At 41.5% G+C, this 23,741-nt stretch carries 16 protein-coding genes; 5 read left to right on the top strand and 11 right to left on the bottom strand.

Annotation, left to right across the window (positions count from 1 at the left end; translation table 11 throughout):
* Positions 1-176 precede the first annotated feature (176 nt).
* The 8 genes from F7731_RS16290 to F7731_RS16255 form a co-directional block, all read right to left on the bottom strand.
* Positions 177-1,100: a nucleoside hydrolase gene (locus F7731_RS16290; protein ID WP_151535859.1), complete on the bottom strand. Its 924-nt coding sequence runs from the start codon at positions 1,098-1,100 to the stop codon at positions 177-179.
* An 83-nt stretch (positions 1,101-1,183) separates the two neighbouring features.
* Positions 1,184-2,092 carry a ribokinase gene (gene rbsK / locus F7731_RS16285; RefSeq protein ID WP_151535857.1) on the bottom strand — a complete coding sequence of 303 codons (909 nt, stop codon included), beginning with the start codon at positions 2,090-2,092 and terminating at the stop codon, positions 1,184-1,186.
* 54 nt (positions 2,093-2,146) lie between these two features.
* Complete coding sequence (locus F7731_RS16280) at positions 2,147-3,427, bottom strand: MFS transporter (protein ID WP_151535855.1); 1,281 nt, start codon at positions 3,425-3,427, stop codon at positions 2,147-2,149.
* A 140-nt stretch (positions 3,428-3,567) separates the two neighbouring features.
* Positions 3,568-5,700 (bottom strand): MMPL family transporter, encoded by a 2,133-nt coding sequence (locus tag F7731_RS16275; RefSeq protein WP_151535853.1) that lies wholly within the window; start codon positions 5,698-5,700, stop codon positions 3,568-3,570.
* 300 nt (positions 5,701-6,000) lie between these two features.
* The gene (gene hprK / locus F7731_RS16270) at positions 6,001-6,936 is read right to left on the bottom strand and encodes an HPr(Ser) kinase/phosphatase (RefSeq protein ID WP_151535852.1); all 936 of its coding nucleotides are present in this window, start codon (positions 6,934-6,936) and stop codon (positions 6,001-6,003) included.
* Between the two features lie 321 nt (positions 6,937-7,257).
* A complete protein-coding gene (locus F7731_RS16265) occupies positions 7,258-10,446 on the bottom strand; it encodes a DEAD/DEAH box helicase (protein WP_151535850.1) in 3,189 nt (1,062 codons plus the stop codon).
* A gap of 230 nt (positions 10,447-10,676) precedes the next feature.
* Complete coding sequence (locus F7731_RS16260) at positions 10,677-11,522, bottom strand: VOC family protein (protein WP_151535848.1); 846 nt, start codon at positions 11,520-11,522, stop codon at positions 10,677-10,679.
* Between the two features lie 146 nt (positions 11,523-11,668).
* A complete protein-coding gene (locus F7731_RS16255; protein ID WP_151535847.1) occupies positions 11,669-12,718 on the bottom strand; it encodes an NAD(P)/FAD-dependent oxidoreductase in 1,050 nt (349 codons plus the stop codon).
* A 339-nt stretch (positions 12,719-13,057) separates the two neighbouring features.
* Here F7731_RS16255 and F7731_RS16250 point away from each other — a divergent pair, with 339 nt between their 5' ends.
* From F7731_RS16250 to F7731_RS16235, 4 genes are all read left to right on the top strand, one after another.
* Positions 13,058-13,852: an ABC transporter ATP-binding protein gene (locus tag F7731_RS16250; RefSeq protein ID WP_151535846.1), complete on the top strand. Its 795-nt coding sequence runs from the start codon at positions 13,058-13,060 to the stop codon at positions 13,850-13,852.
* A gap of 3 nt (positions 13,853-13,855) precedes the next feature.
* Positions 13,856-14,779, top strand: a complete 924-nt coding sequence (locus F7731_RS16245) for an iron-hydroxamate ABC transporter substrate-binding protein (RefSeq protein WP_151535844.1) — start codon at positions 13,856-13,858, stop codon at positions 14,777-14,779.
* Positions 14,780-14,849: 70 nt separating this feature from the next.
* The gene (locus F7731_RS16240; protein WP_151535843.1) at positions 14,850-15,860 is read left to right on the top strand and encodes a FecCD family ABC transporter permease; all 1,011 of its coding nucleotides are present in this window, start codon (positions 14,850-14,852) and stop codon (positions 15,858-15,860) included.
* A complete protein-coding gene (locus F7731_RS16235) occupies positions 15,857-16,864 on the top strand; it encodes a FecCD family ABC transporter permease (RefSeq protein WP_151535841.1) in 1,008 nt (335 codons plus the stop codon). The genes F7731_RS16240 and F7731_RS16235 overlap by 4 nt, the downstream gene beginning before the upstream one ends.
* Positions 16,865-16,914: 50 nt before the next feature.
* Here F7731_RS16235 and F7731_RS16230 read toward each other — a convergent pair whose 3' ends face one another.
* The 3 genes from F7731_RS16230 to F7731_RS16220 form a co-directional block, all read right to left on the bottom strand.
* Positions 16,915-17,514 (bottom strand): SET domain-containing protein, encoded by a 600-nt coding sequence (locus F7731_RS16230; protein ID WP_151535839.1) that lies wholly within the window; start codon positions 17,512-17,514, stop codon positions 16,915-16,917.
* A 194-nt stretch (positions 17,515-17,708) separates the two neighbouring features.
* On the bottom strand, positions 17,709-20,006 hold the full coding sequence (locus F7731_RS16225) for a N,N-dimethylformamidase beta subunit family domain-containing protein (protein ID WP_212031204.1): 2,298 nt from the start codon (positions 20,004-20,006) through the stop codon (positions 17,709-17,711).
* 29 nt (positions 20,007-20,035) lie between these two features.
* A complete protein-coding gene (locus F7731_RS16220) occupies positions 20,036-20,389 on the bottom strand; it encodes a N,N-dimethylformamidase alpha subunit family protein (protein WP_151535838.1) in 354 nt (117 codons plus the stop codon).
* A 455-nt stretch (positions 20,390-20,844) separates the two neighbouring features.
* Here F7731_RS16220 and F7731_RS16215 point away from each other — a divergent pair, with 455 nt between their 5' ends.
* On the top strand, positions 20,845-23,733 hold the full coding sequence (locus tag F7731_RS16215; RefSeq protein WP_151535837.1) for a transporter substrate-binding protein: 2,889 nt from the start codon (positions 20,845-20,847) through the stop codon (positions 23,731-23,733).
* Positions 23,734-23,741: the final 8 nt, after the last annotated feature.

Genomic DNA, 23,741 nt, shown 5'->3' with positions numbered 1-23,741 from the left:
TAGCGGGATTGGAAAGAACCCCACTAAATGAAGTTTCACTTTATTCGATAATCGAAATATATATGATTATATCCTAAATATTATGTATATTGTATTAAAATGTTTGGGGAGAGATAGAAAAAGGCACACAATTCATTTGTACGCCTTTGCAAGACTTAGAGCTTGTCTTAAATCATTTATTTTTTCAGTGTTTCAATTAGCATGTTTATAAATCTTTCACTGTCCACTTCTAAGCAAACATCGATATTCGGTTCTTTCTTCAGTTTGTTTTTAAAGTCACATATTGTATGTCCGTCGCATAATTCACTCTTTGTTTCTACGTCAACATAAAACTTTTTTGTTTTTACAAGCGACTTATCTAATGCAATTCCTACAGCTAATGGGTCATGCATGGAACATTTTCTTCTTCCGTAAACTTCTTCATAATGATCGAGATAGTGAGCTGTACTGTTTTTGACAAATTCCCCTATGATGTTTCCTTGCATTTTTTCAATATCTTCATCAGAAAGCGTTGTAATTTCCGTTACATCTAAGCTAACTAATGTAATAGGGAGGCCTGAGTGAAAAACAATTTTGGCTGCCTCAGGGTCAACATAAATGTTAAATTCAGCAGCTGGTGTGACATTACCGGCTTTATCCAAGGCCCCTCCCATGATAACAAGCTCTTTGATCCATTCCTTTAATTTCGGCTGCTTCCGAAGAGCAAGAGCCATGTTCGTTAGGGGAGCAGTCAGGATTATCGTGATTTCCCCTTTGTGCTTCTCAGCTTGTTCAATGATAAAATCAGGAGCAAATCCTTCATCAATCAGTTCTACTTCCATATCTTCAAGAGCTCCGCCAAGCCCGTTATCCCCATGAACGCCAAATTCATAGAATGGCTTACGCACTAACGGGTGAGTTGCCCCTTGAACCACTTTAATTTCATTTTCTTTCCCGAGCAGCGTTAGCACTTTTTTCGTGTTAATTGTTGCTTGTTCTAAAGAAACATTTCCGCAAACCGTTGTGATTCCAAGGATATCGCAAAGTCCGCTTTTCGCAGCTAGCAAGATGCCCATTGCATCATCAATTCCAGTATCTACATCAATAATAACTTTTTTCATTCTTTAACCCGCCTTTTCTGCCTTTTTGCTTAGCTTTTATAAAGTAAAACTTTATTCAGTGATAGTAAAAGTCTTTCAGGCTGTTAATCTGCGCTGACCTCTTCATAATAGGGCATGCCCTCTTGTGCGCCAAACTTTGTAACTGACTGACCAGAAGCTTTTACAGCAAAGGATACAGCTTGGTCAAGGGGCCAGTCAGATGCAATTCCGAAAGCAAGTGCCGCATTGAACGAATCGCCTGCGCCTGTCGTATCCACAACCTTTACCTTTTCTGATGGAATGATTTTGATGCTTTTATTGTCTAAATACGCACTGCCCTTTTCACCAAGAGTGACAATTAGCGTATTGTTGTATTTTTCCTGCCAATCTTTCATTGCTTTTTCTAATTCCTGTTCAGAGGCTATCTGAAAGCCTAATAAAACTTCTAATTCCGTTTCATTTGGGGTAATATAATCAGCTAAAGCAAGCAGCTGAGGTGTCAAATGCTGTGCTGGAGCTGGATTCAATATCGTTTTCACACCATGCTGTTTCGCAATCGAAAGAACGTATTGAACCGTTTCAAGCGGAATTTCCAATTGCACAAGCAAAACCTTCGCTTGTGCAATGATTTGTTCGATTCTTTTTGTGATTCGATTAGATGTAAAACTATAATTCGCACCGGGAATAACGGTTATACAATTATCACTTTCGGTATGAAAAATAGAAGCAACACCAGTCGCTGCATTTGGGATTCTTTCAATATGTTCTGTATCGACTTTATAATGATGAAGCTGGTCTAAAATGGCATCACTAAACGAATCTTCGCCTACCGCTCCGACCATTTTCACGTCCCCGCCTAATTTGGCAATGCCGACGGCCTGGTTAGCCCCCTTTCCCCCTGGTAAATAATAAATACTTTCTCCAAGGATTGTTTCTCCCAGCTTCGGCATTCTTTTTGCCGAAATGACCATATCCATATTTAAACTGCCCACTACCACAATCGTTTGATTCACTTTGACCACCTGTCCATTTTTATTTGTATCCAAAGTTAGATTCTAACTCGATGACTAAGCCATCGCTTTTTCTTGTTTCTTTGCTTCCTGGCGCTCCTCTTTAAGCAGTATACCGCCGAGTAAACCAATCATTGAAAATAAGACTGGAATGATAAACCCATAGTGGTAGCCGACATAAATCGGGGCCGCTTGGAAATGATCCAATACTTTACCAAAAACGCTTGGAAGAAGCACCGCACTTAAAAAACCGCCTGTATTTGCAAATCCTGAAACAAAGCCGACATCCTTCACATGGAAGGATTGACGAACAACGGCAAAGGTTAACGGATTGGATCCGTGACAAAAGCCAATGAAAAAGAAGAGTGGGATAATCACGGAAATTGGGGGCTTCCCGCTAAACAGCAGAAGTACAACCCAACAGCAAAAGGTAGCAAACTGGGCTACCAAATACGGGCGCTTGATTGTCCCTAGCCTTTTGGCCAGCCAGCCTATGAATGGCGATCCCACGATGGCACCAATAAACCCAATCATAATAAGTTGGCTCGCATCTGACCGCGTCATTCCATACATATGCATCCCATATGGAACGGCCCATGAGCCGATAAAGCCGACAAAAGTGCCGACAATACCAAAATGGCAAAAAAATGTTGCCCAAGCTTGCCTACTCGTTAAGACGCGCCTCAATAATACAGTCGTCTTTTCTTGCTTCGGCTGTTGTTTTCGCATTGTTCCCTTTGAAGGGGCTTCTGCTTTAAACAATTGCTTTGGCTTATGAACAAGAAGATAGTACTGAATCGCTACTGATACACACAGAACGATCCCTGTTGTCAAAAATGGGCCACGCCAGCCCCATGCGGTGATCCACTCTGAAAAAGGCAGCGTCGCCAGCAAGAAGCCGAGGCTCCCAGCCATCCCCGCTATCCCAATTAAGCCAACAAATTCATTCCCTTTAAACCAAATACTTAATATTAAAACTAAATTCACCCATATAGCCGCATCCCCCATCCCTACCAGTAATCTGGCAAGCAGAAGCACATATTCATGGCCGGCCATGCTGTAAATCAAGGTGCCTAAACCATTAAGCAATGTTCCCATAATAAGAAACAAATTGGGCCCAAAACGATCAGACAGAATGCCAATCGGGATTTGCAAACTGGCATAGGCCAAAAATTGAATACTCGTTAATAGACCAATCGTGGAAGCCGTTAAACTAAAATCCTTCATCAATTGATCTGTAATTAATCCTGGTGCTGTTCTTTGACTCACGATGACGCAATAAATAAACAACACCGCAGCAAAGACAACCCATCTGTATTTGCTATTTTGTTTGTTCAATGATTTCATCCTTTATTGCTTAAAATTATTTTTCTATTATACTCTTTATTTTTCGAGTGTCGAATTTTTCTATACCTTTTTGCTTCAAAAAAACACAGATCACATGTTAAGTTGTGATCTGTGATGAGCGTTGGTTTATTCTAATGCCAGTTCCCTGCTTTGTATTCGCCTTTTCTAAACGGCAGCCACCAGTTCCATTTTCCAAATAGCTTCATTAAGCTAGGGACGAGCAAGAGTCGGATGATAGTTGCATCAATCGCGACTGCAATGGCGATCCCAACCCCAATTTGCTTTACCGGCATAACATCTGTAAAGGCAAAGGCCCCCGTTAAAACAATCATGATGAGAGCAGCAGAGGTAATAATTTTACTCGTATTCGCAAGCCCTTCTACCGTTGCGCGGTCATTGTCAAATGAATTAGCATACTCTTCTTGCATTCGCGAAATCAGAAAAACTTCATAATCCATACTTAAGCCGAATACAAGACTAAAGACAAGAACTGGTATGATCAGTGCAATCGTCCCGGCTGACAAACCGAAATGTCCGTACTGAAAAATGTATACAAGAGCCCCGAATGTTGCAGCCAAGCCAATAATATTCATTAAAATGGCTTTAATCGGGATTAATATTGACCTAAAGGCTAACAGAAGAATAAAGAAGGTCGAAACGATAATAACGGTTAATACGAGCCAAATTTTATTCGAAATTTCATCAAAGATTTCTTGGTTGAACTTCGGCTGGCCCCCAATTAAAAGATCAAACTCTGTTTCCTTTTCAGCCAGGTTCCGAACCCAATCCTGCGCCTTATTAGAACTGCCGGAAGCATTTAACGTAAGCGGAATAAACAGCTGATTCTTCTGAATAAATGATTCAGCTATTGGCTTTAGCTGGGCCTCCATTTCAGGTACCGCCAATGCTTGTTCCCATTCCTCAGGCGTGCTAATTCCACTTAACGTGAAAATGGTTTTTACTTCATCGACAAGCGGGTCAGTGGATAGCTCCTGTTCTAATTTCTTGATTTGCTCAAGGCCATCCGTATCCTCCCATCCATTTTGGCGTGTAGCGACAAGGAATACGGAGGCTTTTTTCCCGAGCCCAAATTCATCTTCAAGCCATTCATAGGCTTGACGAGAATCATAGGAAGCAGGCAAGGAATCGATTTTCGGGATTGTTAATGTCATGTTTTTTACCGGGATAATGGCAATTCCTAATAAAAGGACAGCAACGATAGTGATGATTACCGGACGCTTAATCACTTCATTTGCGAATACGCGCCAGCGGTCTGCACCGTTCAGATTGACTTTTATCACTTGCCACTTATCAATTCGATCCCCTAACACAATTAAAACAGATGGCAGCAATGTCACAGAGGTCAAAACCGCCAGCGCCACAACAATCATGCCGCCAATCGCGATATTTTGAAAAATCTCCACTTCGATGAACATCATGGCACCCAGCCCGATAAACACACAAAGAGCTGAAAAAATAACTGAACGCCCAGCCGTTCGAATCGTCTTGGAGATCGCTTCGAATAGGTTTGACTTCTTTCGTTCCTCTCGATAACGGCTAATAAAAAGCAAGGCAAAATCAATGCTAAGCGCGAGCCCAAGCATCGGAATAATATTCATGACAAATATGGAAAGATCCACATGCCCGCCTAAAATTGTTAATATACCAAATGAAACAATGATGGTTGTGATCCCGATAATAAGCGGGATGGCTGAGGCAGCGACCGTTCCAAAGGCAAACAAGAGAACGATGACCGCAATCGGAAGTCCAATCGCCTCGGCAATCATTAAGTCTCGTTGACTAGCTGTATTAATATCCTTCGAAATCGCGGGAGCCCCCGTCAAGATGATTCCTTTTTCATCATTAATCGTGTTCCGGATATCTGCTACTACTTTAGACATATCTTTATTTTTATCAGCGAAATGGAGAATCGCGTAGGATAAATCGTTCTTATACAAGGTTTTATCCTCTAATGGCGATATCACGTCAGAGGCAACGTCCCTTTCGTTGACCTTTTTAATGGTAGATGCAATCTTTTCATCACTAACTTTTTTGAAAACAAGAAACATCGTCTCCCCCGGCACATCAAATGTGTCCGCGGCGATTTCCATCACCTCCGCATGTTCACTATTCATGCGAAACCCATCCCCATGCAGCATCGATGGAAGACGTATCGCGTAAAACGCCATAATAACAGCCACAATTACCCAAGCTACAATAATGGATTTATAAGCTTTCGTAACAAACCGCGCTAGTGTCCACATACTCTTTCCCCTCACTATGTACGATTACTTTTTCTACTCCTCTAGTGTAGCGGAATTGGGGGAAATTGTCTCTAATGACTGCTGTTTTTTTGGTGGCGCTGGGGACGCGTGTGCTATGAGGTCATGACTACCGTTTTTTTGGGGATGTCGGCAAAACGCAGGCCATGAACAGTTCATGACTACCGTTTTATTAGGGGAGTCGACCAAACGCGAGCCATGAACAAAAAAACCTGCCACTATCCATTTCAGAGGTCAGGTTTTCATTCCATTGGAATCGTTTTCATACCCACGCCAAAAAACTTATGTCCAGCTAGACTCATGTCCTCCTGTTTCAAGACGCTTCATAAATTCTTCGGCGGCGCTGTAGCCTTGTTGCTTTAAATACCAGTTATTAGCGGCTGCTTCAATTAGTCCTGCCACATCGCGTCCGGGCTGGAGCTGGATTTGAATATGCGGAATTTGAACGCCCATGTACTCTGTGAATTTCGATTCTAGTTCTAATTCGTTATTCAGGGAATTATCCTTCCATTTCGTCAATTCAATATCAAGTGCAATCCGGGACTCTTCTTGAAAGGCCTTCCGTCCATATAGTCGGACGACATTCAATAACCCGATGCTGCGCAATGCTAGAAATTCCTTATTCATTTCATTATGAGTACCGAGAAGCGTTCGCGGGCTAAGCTTTTTTAGCACTACGATATCGTCAGCAATGAGGCGGTGCCCCCTGCCAATTAAAGTGTGTGCGGTCTCGCTTTTTCCTACTCCTGATTTGCCGCGCAGTAAAATGCCGATACCGGAAACATTTACGCAGACACCATGGACAGCAATTTCTTCTGCCAATGTTTTGACCATAAAGGCATCAATTTTTGCAATGAACTCGTTAGTGGGTTCTCGCGTTTGCAGCAATGGAATGTTCTCTTCCCTGCAGTTTTGGACCAAATGATCAGGTCGATCCTCGTGTGCTGTCACAATAATACAAGGAGGATTGTATTTCACAATATTACGTACACGTTGCTTGCGTTCGCTATCGGTTAATGTCTGTAAATAATTGACTTCATGTTTGCCGAGAACTTGAACTTGTTCCATTGGCAGGAAATCAAAGTAGTCAATAAATTCCAATCCAGGACGTTTTGTCTTTGGTGCGGTGACCGTCCGCTGAAGCTGATCCTCTCCGGCTAACACTTCTAATGAAAACTTCTGAACTAATTGTTCGACCGTAATTGATTTTTCGCTCATACACGCTCCCTCCTTTTTCTAAATCCTTTAGTTTATGTATGCGATGAGTTAAGGAAGAATGTATATTAAAGATTTTCTTCCTATAAAATTTAAAAAGTACGGTTCTGAATGTTTCAAATTCTATTTTTCCTATCATACTAATTCCTCACAAAAGTAACAACACTATTTTGGAATATTTAATAAAGTTGTAAAATTTACAGTTTCTCTTTTATCTTTTTTAGCGATATCCGTTTTATTTCATTATGTTAACATAACAATATCGGGGTGCTTTTTACAATAAAAAAAGACCAAAATGACATTCAATCCATCACTTTGGTCTTACTACACTCCTAATATCTCCCTTATATCCTCTTCCGTTAAAACCGACTGCTTGCCGTCCTTAGAATCAATAACTTCCTCTATTAAATGGCGCTTTTTTTCTTGCAGTTCATTTACTTTTTCTTCAATGGTGCCGCGCGCGATGAGCTTAATAACTCGAACAGCCTTCGTTTGTCCGATGCGATGAGCACGGTCTGCTGCTTGTTCCTCGACAGCAGGATTCCACCATAAGTCGTATAAAATCACCGTGTCGGCACCAGTCAAGTTCAGGCCTGTGCCGCCTGCTTTTAAGGAAATCAGGAAAAAGTGGCGTTCCCCAGCATTGAACCGTTCGCATAAATTCACACGCTCCGAAGACTGTGTCTCGCCATCAAGGTAGAAAAATGGCAGCCCTTGTCTCTCTAGTTCTCTGCCAATGATGGTCAGCATTTTTGTAAACTGGGAGAAAATCAGCACTCTTCTGCCTGCAAACACGGATTCCTCAATAATTTGCTTTAATTGCTCAAACTTCGCTGAGGTGCCTTTATAGCCATCTACAAATAAAGCTGGGTGGCAGCAAATTTGTCTTAACCGCGTTAAGCCGGCCAGAATACGAATACGATTTTTCCGAAGAGTGTTCTTATCCAAATGCTTGAGCGTGTCATGCCGAAGCTTTGCCAAATAGGCGGCATATAGCTTTTTCTGGTCTGGGAGCAGCTCCACAAAACTGACACTCTCGCTTTTTTCTGGCAGCTCGGCAAGCACATCCTCCTTCAGCCTGCGAAGCAGAAACGGGCGGATTCGCCTTGCAATCACCTTGTTTGACAAATAACTATATTCCCTTAATCCCATGAATAGCTCTGGAAAAACAACGTGAAAAATAGACCAAAGCTCCTCCAGCGAGTTTTCAACAGGTGTCCCGGTAAGAGCGAATCGATGTTGTGCCTTAATTCGTTTCACTGCCCTCGCCGTTTGGGTTAGAGGATTTTTAAAGGCTTGCGCTTCATCGAAAAACACGGTATGGAACGACTGCTGCTCATACCAGTTCATATCCCGGCGCAGCAATGGATAAGACGTAATCACGACATCCATATCCATTACAGCCTTCTGTAATTGCATTCTCTCTGCTTTCGTGCCATCAACAACAATAGCCTCTACATCTGGAGCAAACTTCATGAATTCGCGTAGCCAGTTATAGGTTAGGGAAGATGGGCAGACAATCAGAATAGGCCTATTTTTATGACGGATTTCTTGAAGCTCTGAGACAATAAACGCAATACTTTGCAGCGTTTTTCCCAATCCCATATCATCAGCGAGTATCCCGCCGAATCCATAGCTGGCTAAAGTTTTCATCCATTTAAAGCCGTATTTTTGATAGTCGCGCAAAATTGGCATTAAACGCACTGGAATCTCATATTCCAAACGGTCTGGATGGTGGATTTCACTCAGAAACTGCCTAAAGGATTCCTCTAATAGAAAAGCATCACTGCTATCAACCGAATCCAATAAGCGAAGCCCCTGAATAATCGGCATATTCAAGCCGCTCTCTAAATCTTCCTGTTGAACTGGAACGGCCTGAAGAAAACGTTGAATCTCTTCAAGCTCCCTCGTCTCCAAGGAAAACAGTGATCCATTTTGCAGACGATAATATTTTCGCTTTTCCTCCAGCGCCTGTAATATTCCCCGGATTTCCTGTTCTGAAATGCCATCCATTGTAAATTTGAATTCCAGCCAATTCGTCCGTTCCTTTTTAACTTTCACTCTAATTTGCGGACGAGTATTCTCCCGGAAAATTTGATTTCTGATCGCTGTTGTTGCATAGATTTGCACAAGCTTTTGTAGCTTGGGGACGGTATGATACAAGAATTCATACTCCAGCTCTTCATTATGCAGGAAATAGCCCCCGTCCGTCTTCGCAAATGAGCTGTCCTCCATCAGCTGCAAAATCGCCTCTTCCTTCATAGCATCCCTTATCAGCATCGTACCAGCTGGAAGCTCCCTACCTTCTAACGGATTGATAACGATATTTTCATAGTGAAACTCTAATCCAGCTAGCAAGCGATTTTTCACCCGATCCAAGTAAAGCTTCGCGATTAACGGCGCCTTCATCAGCCGATTCGAAATTGCTTCGGAAATATGCACATTTCCAAGCTTTCTCAGTCCAGGAACGACCTTTTCCAGAAAAAAATCAATTTGTTCTACTTCAATCGGAATTTGATTCGCTTTTGAAGCATCCAGCATTTTCTTTAATTCAGCTAGTCGCCTTCCGTCCTCATCAGTTAGCTGAATGACTTTCCCTCCGCTTAATACAATTCGATAAGCATCGATAATAATTAAATGGTCCAAGCCGCTAATCTTCAATTGAAAGCCTTGGTCATCTTTTTCGGTAAAATCAAAATGCAGTGGTAGCCGCTCTTTCGATATCTGAAAGCCTTCAAACATCAAGCCATTATATGCGAGCTTTACGGATGGCGCCTTTTGAAGCAACGGCAGAAGCCGCTCCCAAGAAGAAGGCGGAATGAGCAGCAGCTGAGATTCATCTAATCGGCCCTGAGACGCCTGTACATTTTCATCTTGGGCTACTTGATTAAGCTGCTGAATCACCCGGTCTGCTTCCTTCTGAAAACAATGTATACGAGGGTCGTACGTAAATATATTTGAAAGCTTACAGGAATGCCCTTCCTTCACTTGCTCCAAAAATTTGCGAATAGGCTGCACAGGAACAGGCCCCACCTTGATTTCAATACCCATCATCAGCTGCCCTTTGTCTATCTCCACAGGCTTGCATGTAAACTCCGCCGCAATGACTTGTCGATTTTCAAAATAAACCTGCTGCCCGCTTGAACGGACAGGCTGATCATCGAAAATGGTCAGCAACTCTTCTGTCAGAGCATTTTCAATGGGAGGATTTGAAATCAGCGGCGCCTCTTGACGTTGCTGTTCGTGAATTGCCAGCAAAACAGCTGCAACATGCTGACAAGAATGTTTAACTGATGCGAGTGAAGGGCAACTGCATGCAGTCAGAAGTTCACCGTCCTCATCGCTTTTAATGGTGACATGGAAATCTTCTATCCCCTTCACCGTTGCCTTGCAGCTTTGCGAACTGTACTGTTCAATGCTTACTTTTCCCGCTCGATAAAAAGAATCCCCTCTTTTGAAGGAGACCGCACCACATATGTCTTTAATGATTTTTTGATTCAACTGGATATCCATATGGGATCTCCTTCCTAAAGGATCTCGTTCACTATTATTATCATACTTTGCATTGATCCCTAAAGTTAAAAAAACTTGGCTTTCGCCAGTCTTTTTTGGTGAAGGCCTTAGTTTTTCTTATGCGATATTTTGAGCAGATATTAAATCTCAATTTTAATTATACTTTAGTGCGCAAATAAACTTAAACTTTCATGCTAGCCAAAAAAAAGACGAGAGCTTCCTCTCGCCAATTAAATCACCAGTCTTATCACATTCCCAGCCGGATCATGTGTTATAAATTCACCAGCCTCTTCCTTAACCGGTGCACCAATTTCCTGCAATTGCTTCAGTACATTATCTCTTGCCTCCTTGTTAGGGAAAACAAGTGTGTACCACTTTAAGCCGACACTATTTTCTGGGGGTGTCGGTGCGCCCGTTCCTTGCCAAGTATTAATAGCAATATGATGATGGTAGCCACCTGTTGAGAGGAAAGCAGCCTGCGGATAGTAGCTCACCGTCTGGAAGCCAAGCCCTTTCGTATAGAATTCCTCTGCTTTGTGAAGATCTCCGACATGAAGGTGAATATGTCCCATCAACGTATCCACTGGCAAACCAGTCCACTCAGCATCACTTTCAGCCAAAATTCCTTCCCCATCGAGCTGAACGGTTGCCATGTCCACGAGCCCATTCTTCCAATTCCACTTTTCAGCTGGGCGGTCACAATAGACCTCGATCCCATTGCCATCAGGATCATTCAAATACAAAGCTTCACTTACATAATGATCTGCTGCTCCGAATCTGTATCCAGTCTGTAGCAAATGCCGTAAAAAGACGGATAAATCTGCTCGGCTTGGCAGCAAGATGGCAAAGTGATATAAGCCTGACGTACGCTCCGTTTTCGGAATGACATCTGCCGGCTGCTCTAGTGTCACTAACGGCGTTTTTCCATCTGCCGTTAACACTGCTTTACGATCTGCTTTTTCTAATATTTTGAAGCCTATCATCTTTTCGTAAAAATCACTGGCTAAATGCAAGTCTTTGACTTTAATGTTGACCTCTCCAACATATACATTTGGCTCTTTATGGAATATGCTCATGTGAATTCCCCCTTTATATATACGGATAAATATTAGTATACGCCTTAATAAGATTTAATTTTCGAATCGATTTTATCTCGAATTAAAGATATGTTTTTTTAAACCATTTGTAAAGAAAAATAAAGAGGACTTTCATCCTCCATGCTTTAATTCATCATTTGCTTCACTAATTCTCGATTGCGCTTCTTAAACACTTCATTATGAGAGGAAACCATTCCTGCTTTAAAGGCATTGGGGTCAATAAATTGCTTTGCTTTGTTGACCGCATTAGCCGCATCTTGAAAGGCGCCGGCAATTAAATTTAATTTCCCTTCATGCATAAGAATATCTCCAGCCGCATACAGCCCTGCAACCGAGGATTCGCTGTTTGCACTTCCGGCGATATAATCATTGTCTGCTACTTTAATAGGCAGCTCACTGTTTTTAAGCAAGGCTGTATCCCGCTCATACCCATGATTAATGATCACTTCATCGATAGCTATGGATGAAACCTCTCCTGTTTGATGATTAGTCAGTTCGACCCGTTCTATTTCTGTATGGTTCCTACCGGCAATAAGCTTCGTAATAGAAGATTGAAAGAAACATTGTACGGAGCTGTTCAAAAGCTGCGTAACTTGCGCTTCATGACCGGATAGCGCATCCTTCCGATACGTTAAATAAACCTTTTTGGCGACAGGCTCCAATTCATTTGCCCAGTCAATTGCTGAGTTGCCTCCGCCAGAAATAATGACTGTTTTATTCTTAAAATGCTTTAAAGATTTGACGGTGTAATTTAAATTCGACACTTCAAATCTCTCAGCCCCTTCGATTTCTAGCTTTTGGGGATTTAATATGCCGCTTCCGACCGCAATGATTACTGTTTTGGAAAAATGCCTTTGCCCAGAAGAAGTATGTAAGACAAATATCCCAGCTTCATTTCGTGTGATAGATTCTACCTTTTCATTTAGCACGACCTCTGGGTTAAACGTTAATCCTTGCTCAACAAGCTGTGTAATTAATTTCGCTCCTGGAATCGGCGTCAGCCCGCCCACATCCCAGATCATCTTTTCCGGATAGACGTGGACTTTCCCCCCTAGTTGCGGCTGATACTCAATCAGCTTCGTTTTCATTTCCCGAAGCCCGCTGTAAAAAGCCGAATAAAGGCCAGCTGGCCCCCCTCCAATGACTGTCACATCAAATAATTCTTGCTCACCCATTCCCGTTCACTCCTTATAGATCAAATTCGCCTTGGCGTATTTGTGCCCAGATTTTTATCGAGCTCGCTCGATAAATTCCATTAAAAAATCTGAGGCATCCGCCGGAGGCTTAACTTTATTCAGCGGTAGTTTAACTCCCCATGATTGAATAGCTTTTTTTGCACTCGTCATCTTACCTCTATGGAGATTGAAAACTAGCTGAATAAAGTTATTGAAAATGATTATCATTATTATTTAATCGTTGACAATGGAAAAATTGAACATTATAGTTATGATTATAGTGACATTGATAATCATTATCAATAAAAACTTCTAACTTTTATGAAATGGAGGGCGCAAATGGTCCGCTTATATACAGAAGACTTAAGTATTGGCTATGAGGAACGGCTCATTGTTAAGGAGCTTTCCGTAAAGATTCCTGATAAAAAAATCACGACGATCATTGGACCGAATGGCTGTGGTAAATCTACTCTATTGAAGGCGATCACCCGCATTATTTCTCATCAATCCGGTACAGTGATTTTGGATGGCGGGGATATTTCAAAGGAAAATACAAAGCTGCTCGCGAAAAAAATGGCGATCCTTCCACAAACACCTGAAAGCGCAAGAGGATTAACCGTTGGCGAGCTTGTATCTTATGGCCGTTTTCCTTATCAAAAGGGCTTTGGCCGTCTAACACCAAAAGATTATGAAGTCATTGATTGGGCACTTGAAGTGACCGGGACATTCGAGTTTAAATTTCGCCCTGTAGATGCGCTCTCAGGAGGTCAGCGCCAACGTGTATGGATTGCGATGGCACTGGCACAAGAGACGGAAATTATCTTTCTTGATGAACCGACTACATATTTAGATATGGCTCATCAGCTAGAAGTATTGGAGCTTTTGCAAAAACTCAATCAAGAACAGGAACGGACGATTGTGATGGTGCTTCACGATTTAAATCAGGCAGCCCGCTTTGCCGACTTTATTATTGCATTAAAGGACGGAGAAATCGTAAAGGCTGGGGATTGCGAAGAAGTCATTCATCCTAACGTCCTCGAGCAAGTTTTCCATATTGATGCTGAAATCGGGCGGGATCCGCGCACAAACAAGCCAATGTGTTTGACCTACAACTTACTTAAAGGAGAAAAATAACCAATGAAAAAAATATTCATCCCCTTCTTACTACTGTGTGTACTTATGATTAGTGCCTGCAGCAGTAAAACAGAACAGCAAAAAAGTGCTCCAAAAACTGATGAAAAGAAAACAGAAACAATTACCTATCAATCTGAAAATGGACCAGTTGAAGCCCCTGCTCATCCGAAACGTGTCATCGTTCTTTCCTCTTTCGCGGGTAACGTTATGGCGTTAGATGTAAACCTTGTCGGAGTCGATTCATGGTCAAAAATGAATCCGCGTTTTGATTCAAAATTAAAAGACGTGGCGGAAGTGTCTGATGAAAGCTTAGAGAAAATCATTGAATTAGATCCAGACTTAATCATCGGATTATCTAATATTAAAAACATTGATAAATTAAACGAAATTGCTCCAACCGTTACTTATACATACGGGAAAGTAGATTATTTAACACAACACTTAGAGATTGGCAAACTATTAAATAAAGAAAAAGAAGCTCAAGCTTGGATTGACGATTTCAAAAAACGTGCCCAAACAGCTGGCGAGGAAATTAAAGCGAAAATTGGTGCAGACGCAACCGTTTCTGTCATTGAAAACTTTGACAAGCAGCTTTATGTATACGGCGATAACTGGGGTCGCGGTACAGAAATTCTTTATCAAGAAATGAAATTAAATATGCCTGAAAAAGTGATAGAAACGGCGTTTAAGGACGGATACTATGCCTTATCTTTAGAAGTTCTCCCTGAGTTCGCCGGAGATTATTTAATCATTAGCAAGAACAGTGAAACAGATAACTCATTCCAAGAAACAGATACGTACAAAAACATTCCAGCTGTCAAAAATAATCATGTATATGAAGCTAATATGAAAGAGTTCTATTTCAATGATCCGATCACACTCGATTATCAATTAGACTTTTTTAAGAAAAGCTTTCTAGGTAACTAATTATACGAAGAAGGAATTCTAATTCGGAGGATTCCTTTTCTTCATTTATTAATAGGAAAAGTGAGATAAGATGACAAAAGACAATCAACCTACCATTCCATTTATAGTGAAACTAATAGCAGGAATTCTTGCCTTTGTTTGTATGTTTATAGCTGCGATGGTATTCGGAGCTGCAGACACCTCAGTAAAAGATGTATGGCTCGCCCTTACTTCCCAGGCAACAGGCGATAAATTGTCCATCATCCGTGAAATTCGTCTTCCTCGTGAGGTGGCGGCCATTGTTGTTGGTGCGGCACTGGCTGTTTCTGGTGCCATTATGCAAGGAATGACTAGAAATCCGCTTGCTGACCCGGGTTTACTCGGGTTAACAGCTGGCGCGAATGCCGCCCTCGCTTTGACTATTGCCTTTATCCCTTCTGCCAATTACTTCGGAATCATGATTGCGTGTTTCATTGGTGCGGCTGGCGGTGCGGTGATGGTTTTTAGTATGGGAGCGATGAAAAAAGGCGGATTTTCTCCTTTTCGCATCGTGTTAGCAGGGGCTGCAGTTTCTGCCTTCCTACACGCCATCGCGGAGGGAGTTGGCATTTATTTCAAGATTTCTAAAGAGGTATCGATGTGGACTGCAGGCGGCATCATCGGAACTTCATGGAGCCAGCTGCAGACCATCATCCCCTTCATCACAATTGGCATACTCATGTCTCTTTTCCTCGCCAGGCAGCTCACCATTTTGAGCTTGAGTGAGGAAGTGGCTGTCGGGTTAGGTCAAAAGACATCACAAATTAAAACCATTTTATTTATTGTAATCATTCTTCTCGCTGGTGCGTCCGTAGCACTTGTTGGGAACATGGCATTCATTGGACTCATGGTTCCGCATATCGTCCGGGCGATCGTCGGAACGGATTATCGCTATATCCTGCCCATGTCAGCCATTACGGGAGCAACCTTTATGTTATTTGCCGACACACTTGGACGTACGATCAATTCACCGTATGAGACACCTGTTGCCGCCATTGTGGCAATGATCGGGCTACCATTCTTCCTCTTCATCGTACGGAAAGGAGGGAAAGCATTCTCATGATCCATCCGGCATTAGTAAGAAAACAACGAATGATTTTGTCCATTTTATTTGCACTCATTATTTTAACCATCTTTATTGGTATGGGATTGGGTTACTCTTCACTCTCCTATGATCGACTTATCCCAACGTTATTAGGTCAGGGGACATTTAAAGAAGAGTTTGTGCTATTTTCCATACGGCTGCCGCGGATGGTTATCACATTGCTGGCAGGAATGGCTTTAGCCTTATCCGGCGCCATTTTACAAGGCATCACCCGCAATGATTTAGCTGATCCGGGGATTGTCGGAATTAATTCTGGAGCGGGAGTGGCCATTGCTGTCTTCTTTTTATTTTTTCCGATTAAGGCGGGCTCATTTGTTTATTTGCTGCCACTTGTCGCTTTTCTCGGGGCTTTACTCACTGCTGGCTTGATTTATTTGTTTGCTTATAACAGAAGCTCTGGCCTGCAGCCCGTCAAACTCGTTCTCACTGGAGTCGGCTTCTCCATGGCGCTTTCCGGTATCATGATTGTACTCATTTCATCGGCCGAACGGGAAAAAGTAGATTTTATTGCCAAGTGGCTGGTCGGGAATATTTGGGGTACAGACTGGCCTTTTATTTGGGCCATTCTTCCGTGGCTCACGATTCTTATTCCTTTTACATTGTATAAAGCCAATCGCTTAAATCTACTTAGCTTAAGCGAACCAGTAGCCATTGGCGTCGGCGTGTCTATTGAAAAGGAGCGGATTATCCTGCTTTTAACAGCAGTCTCTCTTGCGGCCTCCGCCGTTTCAGTCACAGGAGGAATCGCTTTTATCGGGCTCATGGCCCCGCATATAGCGAAAGCTTTAGTCGGACCGAGAAATCAATTATTCCTCCCTATCGCCATATTCATTGGCGGATGGCTGCTCCTTCTCGCCGACACAATCGGCCGGAATCTCGTTGATCCTGCTGGCATTCCTGCCGGGATTGTCGTAGCGTTAATTGGGGCGCCGTATTTTATGTATTTGCTAATGAGGAAATAAAAACGAAAAATCCCCTTGAGGTATGAAGTCTCAAGGGTTTTTGATTTTTTTTAATACTCCAAACTTCTGTCATAGTAGATGCATTTGATGGAATCAAGCAAAACCTGTTTAGTGGCTATCATATCTACTTTTTCCATGAATTCACTTCGAATCAGATGCATTAATGGCTGTTTAACCTCATAAAGGTGTTCAAAAGCTTCGATTACCTTCTGATCCCATTCCTCTGAGTAATTAAGGAGATCATCTGGATAAACCTTTTTCCTGTCCGTTCCATCTTCTAGAATACATTCAAAGGGTTCATCGACATTCAAAGAGCCATAATCATCCGTTAATTGCTCCCCTGGGTAAATGTCCCGAACAGCTACTTCAAATTCATAAGCTGTACCCATACAGTTAGCATGAAAACTATGATTCACATACCTACCGAGGTCCCAGCATAGAATATATTTTCCTTCTTGATTGCGATAGGAGTATTTCTTAATGAGTTCTTTCCTGGATTTATCTAAATTTTTAACATAGTTGGGCTCTAATATTTGATCAAGATCATCCAATGCCCATGTTATTGTCCCCTTCGGAATAAATTCAGTCGCAAAGACGCCAAATCCTATCTGCTCATTAATAAAGCGCAGTTCTGTATGTGGATGAATCATACCCATTATTCCCCTTTGTTTAATTGGTTTTATCCTTAAGATATGCAAAGGACGTTTGTTTGTTGATTTATTAAATGTTTATATGCTGCCGTACCAAAAAAGGCAAAAAGATAAGCCCCCTAAGCAAATATACTTTTGGGAGCTTACCTAAGAGCTATTAAACTATATTTATATTAACAACATCGGACAATAGATTAATTAACAGTTTCTGCTTTCTTGTTCTTTTCTATATATGGAAGAGGCTCTTCTTTCAAGAAACGTCTCAATACATTCTCCGTTAAGCGAGAAATATTGTTGTCGTAATTATCGTGGGATAGACTTCCACAATAAGCAATGGAGGCAGTTGAGAATACTGCTCCGCCATTTGGAGTCGCATAGTAAACCATATCCGCTCTTACCCTCGGATTCTCTTCCCCACCAAGCCCAGGTATATTAAAGTACAATTCCTCTGCTACAGGCACATACACATTTGTATGTCCTTCCGAAGCAGCGATAATTACAGCATGGGAAGGTGTTCCTAAATCTTCATCGTAAATATCCAGTTCTAATCCAGCGGCGCCTCCACCAACTAGGCCGAAGTCACCTAGCTTTTCATCCTTGCTAATACCTTCGAAGATCCAATCTAATTCAGGAGTATGGCTGTCTTCCGTTCTTCGGTAGTAAGAAGAAACTTCAAAACCCTCAGCCACATAGCCTACGCCACACACCTTCTGTGGAGCCCTTCCGCGATGTTTCCAAATGCTCCCTTGCTCTCCAGTAATACTTAAATGGATTTCACCCGGCTTAGATTTCCAGCCTTGGTTTCCGTAATTCTTCCTTACCTCCATCAGATTTGGATTGTTTGGATCAAAGGTAACAACCCAATAGAAACCATTGGAGCCCATATACATAAAGCGTCCGCCATTAGCCTGGAAGTCCTCAACCGCATCTAACATTGGACCGGAGTAATATTCAGGATGGGATCCTGTAATGGCTACACGGTAGTGGCTTAACAGCTCATATCCTTCGAAATGAAGATCCTGATCTGTAATGACATCAAAGTCAATGTCCTTTTCAGTCAGCCAGTCAACTAAGTGTAAATCCGCATTAAATTGCCATAATGAAGGCGATAAATTATGACGGTATTTTGGCCTCATATTTAAAATTGGACGTAAGCTTGACGAGAAGCAAACTCCAGATCCATCATTATGATGGTCATATGTGGATAAACCAAATTCCGCGTGTTCACCTAAATACATATCTTCCTGTTGAACGACTGGGGCTCTTCCGAACATGAGCTGTGCAAGTGGAATGTCTTGGAAGCGGTTGTTTGCGTATGCTAAGTAGCTAGCAGTTGGGATAATGAGAGCCGTTTTTGCTGTTGGCTTTCCTTTCTTCGGTCTAACGAAGAACACAATATAATCCTCGTCCTCTCCTGCATATACATGTGCTGCATATACACCGCTCTTTAAGTTACCAGGGACTGTCCACTCAAAATCAACGTCCCATTTTGCATCTGTCATATCATCATCGTGGAAGTGAATCGCTCCATATTGTTCTGGGGCATGAGTAAAGTTTTGCTCCTCAGATGTCCAGTTATAGCCTGTCATAGCACGAGAGGGATGGTTGACTGCTTCACCATGGATTTGGTTTGTTCCCTTATCATAAACCTTTTCAAGCTCCTTGAAGCCCTTCTTCGTAATCCCTTCAGCAAAGTCCCAAGCAGCTACTACACGGTCTCCTGAAGGGTTTTCAATCCATTCTGACATTTCTTCTTTAGTTAAGGCTGCATTCGCCATACGCGGGCGATCAATTTTCCCATTATACCGCCATATAACCTTATGGCTGCTGTCTGTTTTTTGGAAAACACTCGCGATAATAAATGGCGCTTCATTTGCTGCTTGGGGCTGAATTTTAACCTCTTTTTCAGTGCTCACATTCATCTTTTCGGCGCCGTATGGAAGAGAGAATCTTCCGTTTGTTTTAGTAATTACCGATTCCTGGATTACTGTGATTTTTCCAGTTTCTGCATTATATGAGCAGCTTGCGAAATACCAAGTGCTTGCAATTAATGGCTCGTTCGTGCTAACCTTCTCAATATTTCCGTTTCCATCCCCTATCCATAAAGCGAGACAGCCTTTTTCGTCAATAAATAATCCGTAGCCTGAATTTTGATTAGGCGACCATTTAGTGAGGATTCCTTGAACGCCTAATTCAGGTGTTGTTGGGTAAATCATTGCTTGCAAAGAGAAACTCTTAACGCTCTCAAAATGCTTTTGATTGTCAAATTTAATGTAAGATCCCATATGTATGGCTTGCTTTCTGCCATCATACTCTTTATTTACATCCGCATCTACGCTATAAATCTTTACTCCGGGACCTTCGGGATTGGAATCCCCATGAACGAGGTGTACGATTTCAGTTTTATATTTTTTTTGATCACTGCTTACCATAAACTTAATTTTTTGACTAGGCTGAACACTTAATCGATCTGTATATCCTGTGATTGCCAATAGAATCCTCTCCTTTTACTAGTAAATTTTTAATCTATTAAACCATGCTTCTTTAGTCTTTTTAGGAACAAGGCATGCTCAGCTTTTTCACGAGTATTAAAGCATTGATCCTTAAAAACTTTGTATGGGACGCCGCGCTTTCCTGGGTGTTCACCTAAACACCATTCCTGATGAGGCTTCGTACAAATAATCAAATCTTTCCCCTCAATAATTTCATGATTTCTTCTTAAAAAGTTAAGAACCATCATTAGATTATGACTATGTTTGCCAACAGGCGTTTTTCTATGCTCTTCAATTAACTCCTCTGTAATAAGGGGCTTAATGTTGTTCTCAAGGATGTATTTATCTTTTTCTAAATAAACTTTCTTTGCAGTTTCATTCAAAATAAACCCTCCTTTTAGTTGACTGCTGTCATGTTCCTGACTTGCTAAAATAAATGAATATTTTTTTTGAATAATCAATCTATTCTCTTTGGATTTTAGGTGACTCTCTTTTCAAAACCCAAACAATCAGTCACTTCCTTTCATTGATTAGCACCCTTATTATCCAATATGCAATATCTATGCCAAGATTAAAGGCCTTAAGCCTTAGAGGTTTTTTGCTTAAGATGAAGAATATAATACGGGGATATTGTTAACTCATTTAATATCAGCTTTTCTATTATTCTACCTAGATTGCATTGCTTAAAATATAAAGTTTTTTCCCTTACATATGTGTAAAGAAAGTGGTTAAGTTGAGGTGTCTTTTTACCGAAAAAACTGTAAAGAGATTGTTCAGTTGTCAAAATAGTGTACTGGACATAAATTGGACAATTGATGTTGGAAAGGGGCCGGCAAAAGTGAAGAATCAGGAATTAAAAGTAGGAATTCTCTTTTCATTAACAGGAACAACGAGTATTACTGAACGAGGACAATATCAAGCCTGTCTACTAGCTATCCGGCATATTAATGAAAGTGGCGGCATCAATGGGAAAACTCTTATTCCGATCGTCGAAGATGCCGCTTCTGACCCAGATGTAACCTATCAGAAAGCAGAGAAACTCGTTGTTTCCGATCAAGTGACGGCCATTATCGGATGCTACACGGCCGCCTGCAGAAAAAAAGTCATTCCTGTTTTGGAAAAATATAATGTTCTATTATTCTATCCAACTATCAATGAAGGAGAAGAGCAGCACCCCAACATCTTTTATTCCAATTCAACACCTAATCAGCAGCTACTTGATTTTGTTCCTTGGCTTATCCGTCATGTTGGAAAATCCTTTTACCTTCTCGGATCTGACTACATTTACCCGCGAGAAATAAATCGATACGTTCGCCATTTAGTTCAATTAAACGGGGGTTCTGTTTATGGAGAGCAATATGTGGCATTAGGGAATCAAATTTTTGATAAGCAAATCGGTGAAATCCGTCAAATGAAGCCAGATATCGTCTTCTCGACTCTAGTTGGCGATAGCACGATTAGTTATTACCGGCAACACGAAAATTTAGGATTGCCGCAGGTCATTGCCAGCAATGTGACAGCCGAAACAGAAATTAAAGCCATTGAACCTAAAGGAACGACTGACTATTACTCTTGTTTTTCCTATTTCAGTTCTTTAGAAAATGCCAAAAACAAGAGATTCATTACAGAATTCCAGCGCATTTATGGCACCGATATAATTAGTTCAGTGATGGAGAGTGCCTATAATAGCATCATCTTGCTTGCAGAAGCTTTGAAAAGAATTGATACCACTTCTACTGATTCCATCCGCCATGCGCTGGCTGGTCTATCCATTGACGCTCCTCAAGGAAAAATCATGGTCGACCGCTTTAATCAGCATGTCTGGCTAAATTCGCGTATTGGAAAGGTCAATGAATCAGGTCAATTCACTATTATATGGGAGTCGGAAAATCTTATTAAACCGATCCCTTTGTTTAAAGATGCATTTCCAGCTGAAGATAAAGACAGAAGCGGTTTCAACAAGAGTAATCTTCTACAGTCTAAAATCATGCAGAATCGGTGCCTTCTTTCGGAGCTGAAAAAGAACCTTGCCGGGCTGCCTTATCCGTTTGCCTACTTTGATGAAGAGGGGGTAATGCTAGAAACCTTTAACAGTGATTCCTCGCTGGCTCCCTCTCCCCTTCTTGAACTGCAACCTGGAGAAACGATTAGCAAGAGCCCTTTGAAGAAAAATGGGATTGGTGCGGCATTTCAGAATCGTTCATCCTCCTATGAAGTCACTAAAGAAATAGATAGAAAATCGAATAGATCTTATATGGCAGCAGGATTTCCTATTATGGAAAAAGAGAATGTGCAAAGGGGTGTTTTAGGGCTTAATATTCCGAATGATTCTTCGAAATCTACTGAGCATTTGCTTTCAAGTATTAAAAGCATTGTCCAATTATGTGTCAAGCTTGCCGATAGCCAAGAGGAGCAGCTTATCTTAACGGATGCGCTTCATGGAATAACTGATCAACAGGTAGAAGCTTTGTTTATTGTAAAGGAAGGGAAAATTCGGTTTCAAAACAAAAGAGCTGCAGAATTATGGGAGCTTAAACATGATTTTATCTATTCGGTTTTACAGGAGTTTTTATCGGGCGCTAAGATTGAGGAGCATATAATTAGGCGCAAAGATGCGGAGGAAAGCTTTGAAATAAACGTAAAAAATATTAACTCCATCACTTATGTCAGTTTTAAACCCCTTCCCCGTCAGCAGCTTCGTTTTGCTTTGAATGCAAGGGAAAACTTAACGACCGATGATTTAATTGGTTTAAATTCATCGTTTTTGAAAACCATTGAGTTGGCACGAGCGGCTTCAAAAATACAGGCCAATACCCTATTGCTTGGAGAAAGCGGAACCGGAAAAGAAATGTTTGCCCGCGCAATTCATAACGAAAGTCCAAGAAGAAATAAACCGTTCGTAGCTGTAAATTGCGGAGCAATTTCCAAAGACCTCATTAATTCTGAGCTGTTCGGTTATGTAGAGGGAGCCTTTACAGGAGCCAAAAAGGGAGGGAAACCGGGGAAATTTGAAATTGCTAACGGCGGAACGCTTTTTCTTGATGAAATCGGGGAAATGCCTCTTGAGCTGCAGACAACTTTATTAAGGGTGCTGCAGGAAAAAGAAGTCGTACCCGTCGGCGGTCATAAGCCGATCCCATTGGATGTACGCATTATTGCTGCAACAAACAAAGATCTATTTCAAGAAATTGCTTTTAATGGCTCTTTTCGGAGTGACTTGTATTACCGTTTAAATGTTTTCACGATTGAATTACCACCGCTTCGGCAAAGGCCTGAAGATATCGCTAAGTTTAGTCACTATTATTTAGAGGAATTTAATGCCTTATCCGGACACCAAAAGGAGCTGTCAAAAGAAACCCTTTCATTATTAGTCAAATACAACTGGCCCGGTAACATCAGGGAGCTGGGCAATACGATAGAAAGAGCCTTCTACTTGGCAGGAAGCTCAACCATTATTACGCCTGAGCATCTTCCTCAAGAAATAACAGAGAATTCCCAAGCAATCAAAGGCAATCATTCGAAACGATTAGATCAGTCCCTCCACTTTGTAAAAAGCATTACAGAAATTAAACAAAAAAACTATGCAAATGAGCGGCAGTTTTACATCCAAAATTTAATGACCCATAATGGAAATATATCACAAACAGCTAGACATCTTGGGATTTCCCGTACAACCTTATATCAAAAGTTAAAAGAATATCAGATTGAAACTAGGAAAGTTAAGTGAATAAAAAT

It is taken from the genome of Cytobacillus depressus (genome assembly GCF_008923245.1).
Lineage (GTDB): Bacteria > Bacillota > Bacilli > Bacillales > Cytobacillaceae > Cytobacillus > Cytobacillus depressus.
Note: the sequence above shows the minus strand (reverse complement) of the source record. Positions and strands in the feature narration are given on the sequence as shown.

Excerpts from the sequence above, each read along its gene's own strand:
- F7731_RS16230 (WP_151535839.1), bottom strand. The coding sequence starts at position 17,514 with ATGATTCATCCACATACAGAACTGCGCTTTATTAATGAGCAGATAGGA.
- F7731_RS16290 (WP_151535859.1), bottom strand. The coding sequence starts at position 1,100 with ATGAAAAAAGTTATTATTGATGTAGATACTGGAATTGATGATGCAATG.
- F7731_RS16275 (WP_151535853.1), bottom strand. The coding sequence starts at position 5,700 with ATGTGGACACTAGCGCGGTTTGTTACGAAAGCTTATAAATCCATTATT.
- F7731_RS16235 (WP_151535841.1), top strand. The coding sequence starts at position 15,857 with ATGATCCATCCGGCATTAGTAAGAAAACAACGAATGATTTTGTCCATT.
- F7731_RS16260 (WP_151535848.1), bottom strand. The coding sequence starts at position 11,522 with ATGAGCATATTCCATAAAGAGCCAAATGTATATGTTGGAGAGGTCAAC.
- F7731_RS16255 (WP_151535847.1), bottom strand. The coding sequence starts at position 12,718 with ATGGGTGAGCAAGAATTATTTGATGTGACAGTCATTGGAGGGGGGCCA.
- hprK (WP_151535852.1), bottom strand. The coding sequence starts at position 6,936 with ATGAGCGAAAAATCAATTACGGTCGAACAATTAGTTCAGAAGTTTTCA.
- F7731_RS16240 (WP_151535843.1), top strand. The coding sequence starts at position 14,850 with ATGACAAAAGACAATCAACCTACCATTCCATTTATAGTGAAACTAATA.
- F7731_RS16265 (WP_151535850.1), bottom strand. The coding sequence starts at position 10,446 with ATGGATATCCAGTTGAATCAAAAAATCATTAAAGACATATGTGGTGCG.
- F7731_RS16250 (WP_151535846.1), top strand. The coding sequence starts at position 13,058 with ATGGTCCGCTTATATACAGAAGACTTAAGTATTGGCTATGAGGAACGG.
- F7731_RS16245 (WP_151535844.1), top strand. The coding sequence starts at position 13,856 with ATGAAAAAAATATTCATCCCCTTCTTACTACTGTGTGTACTTATGATT.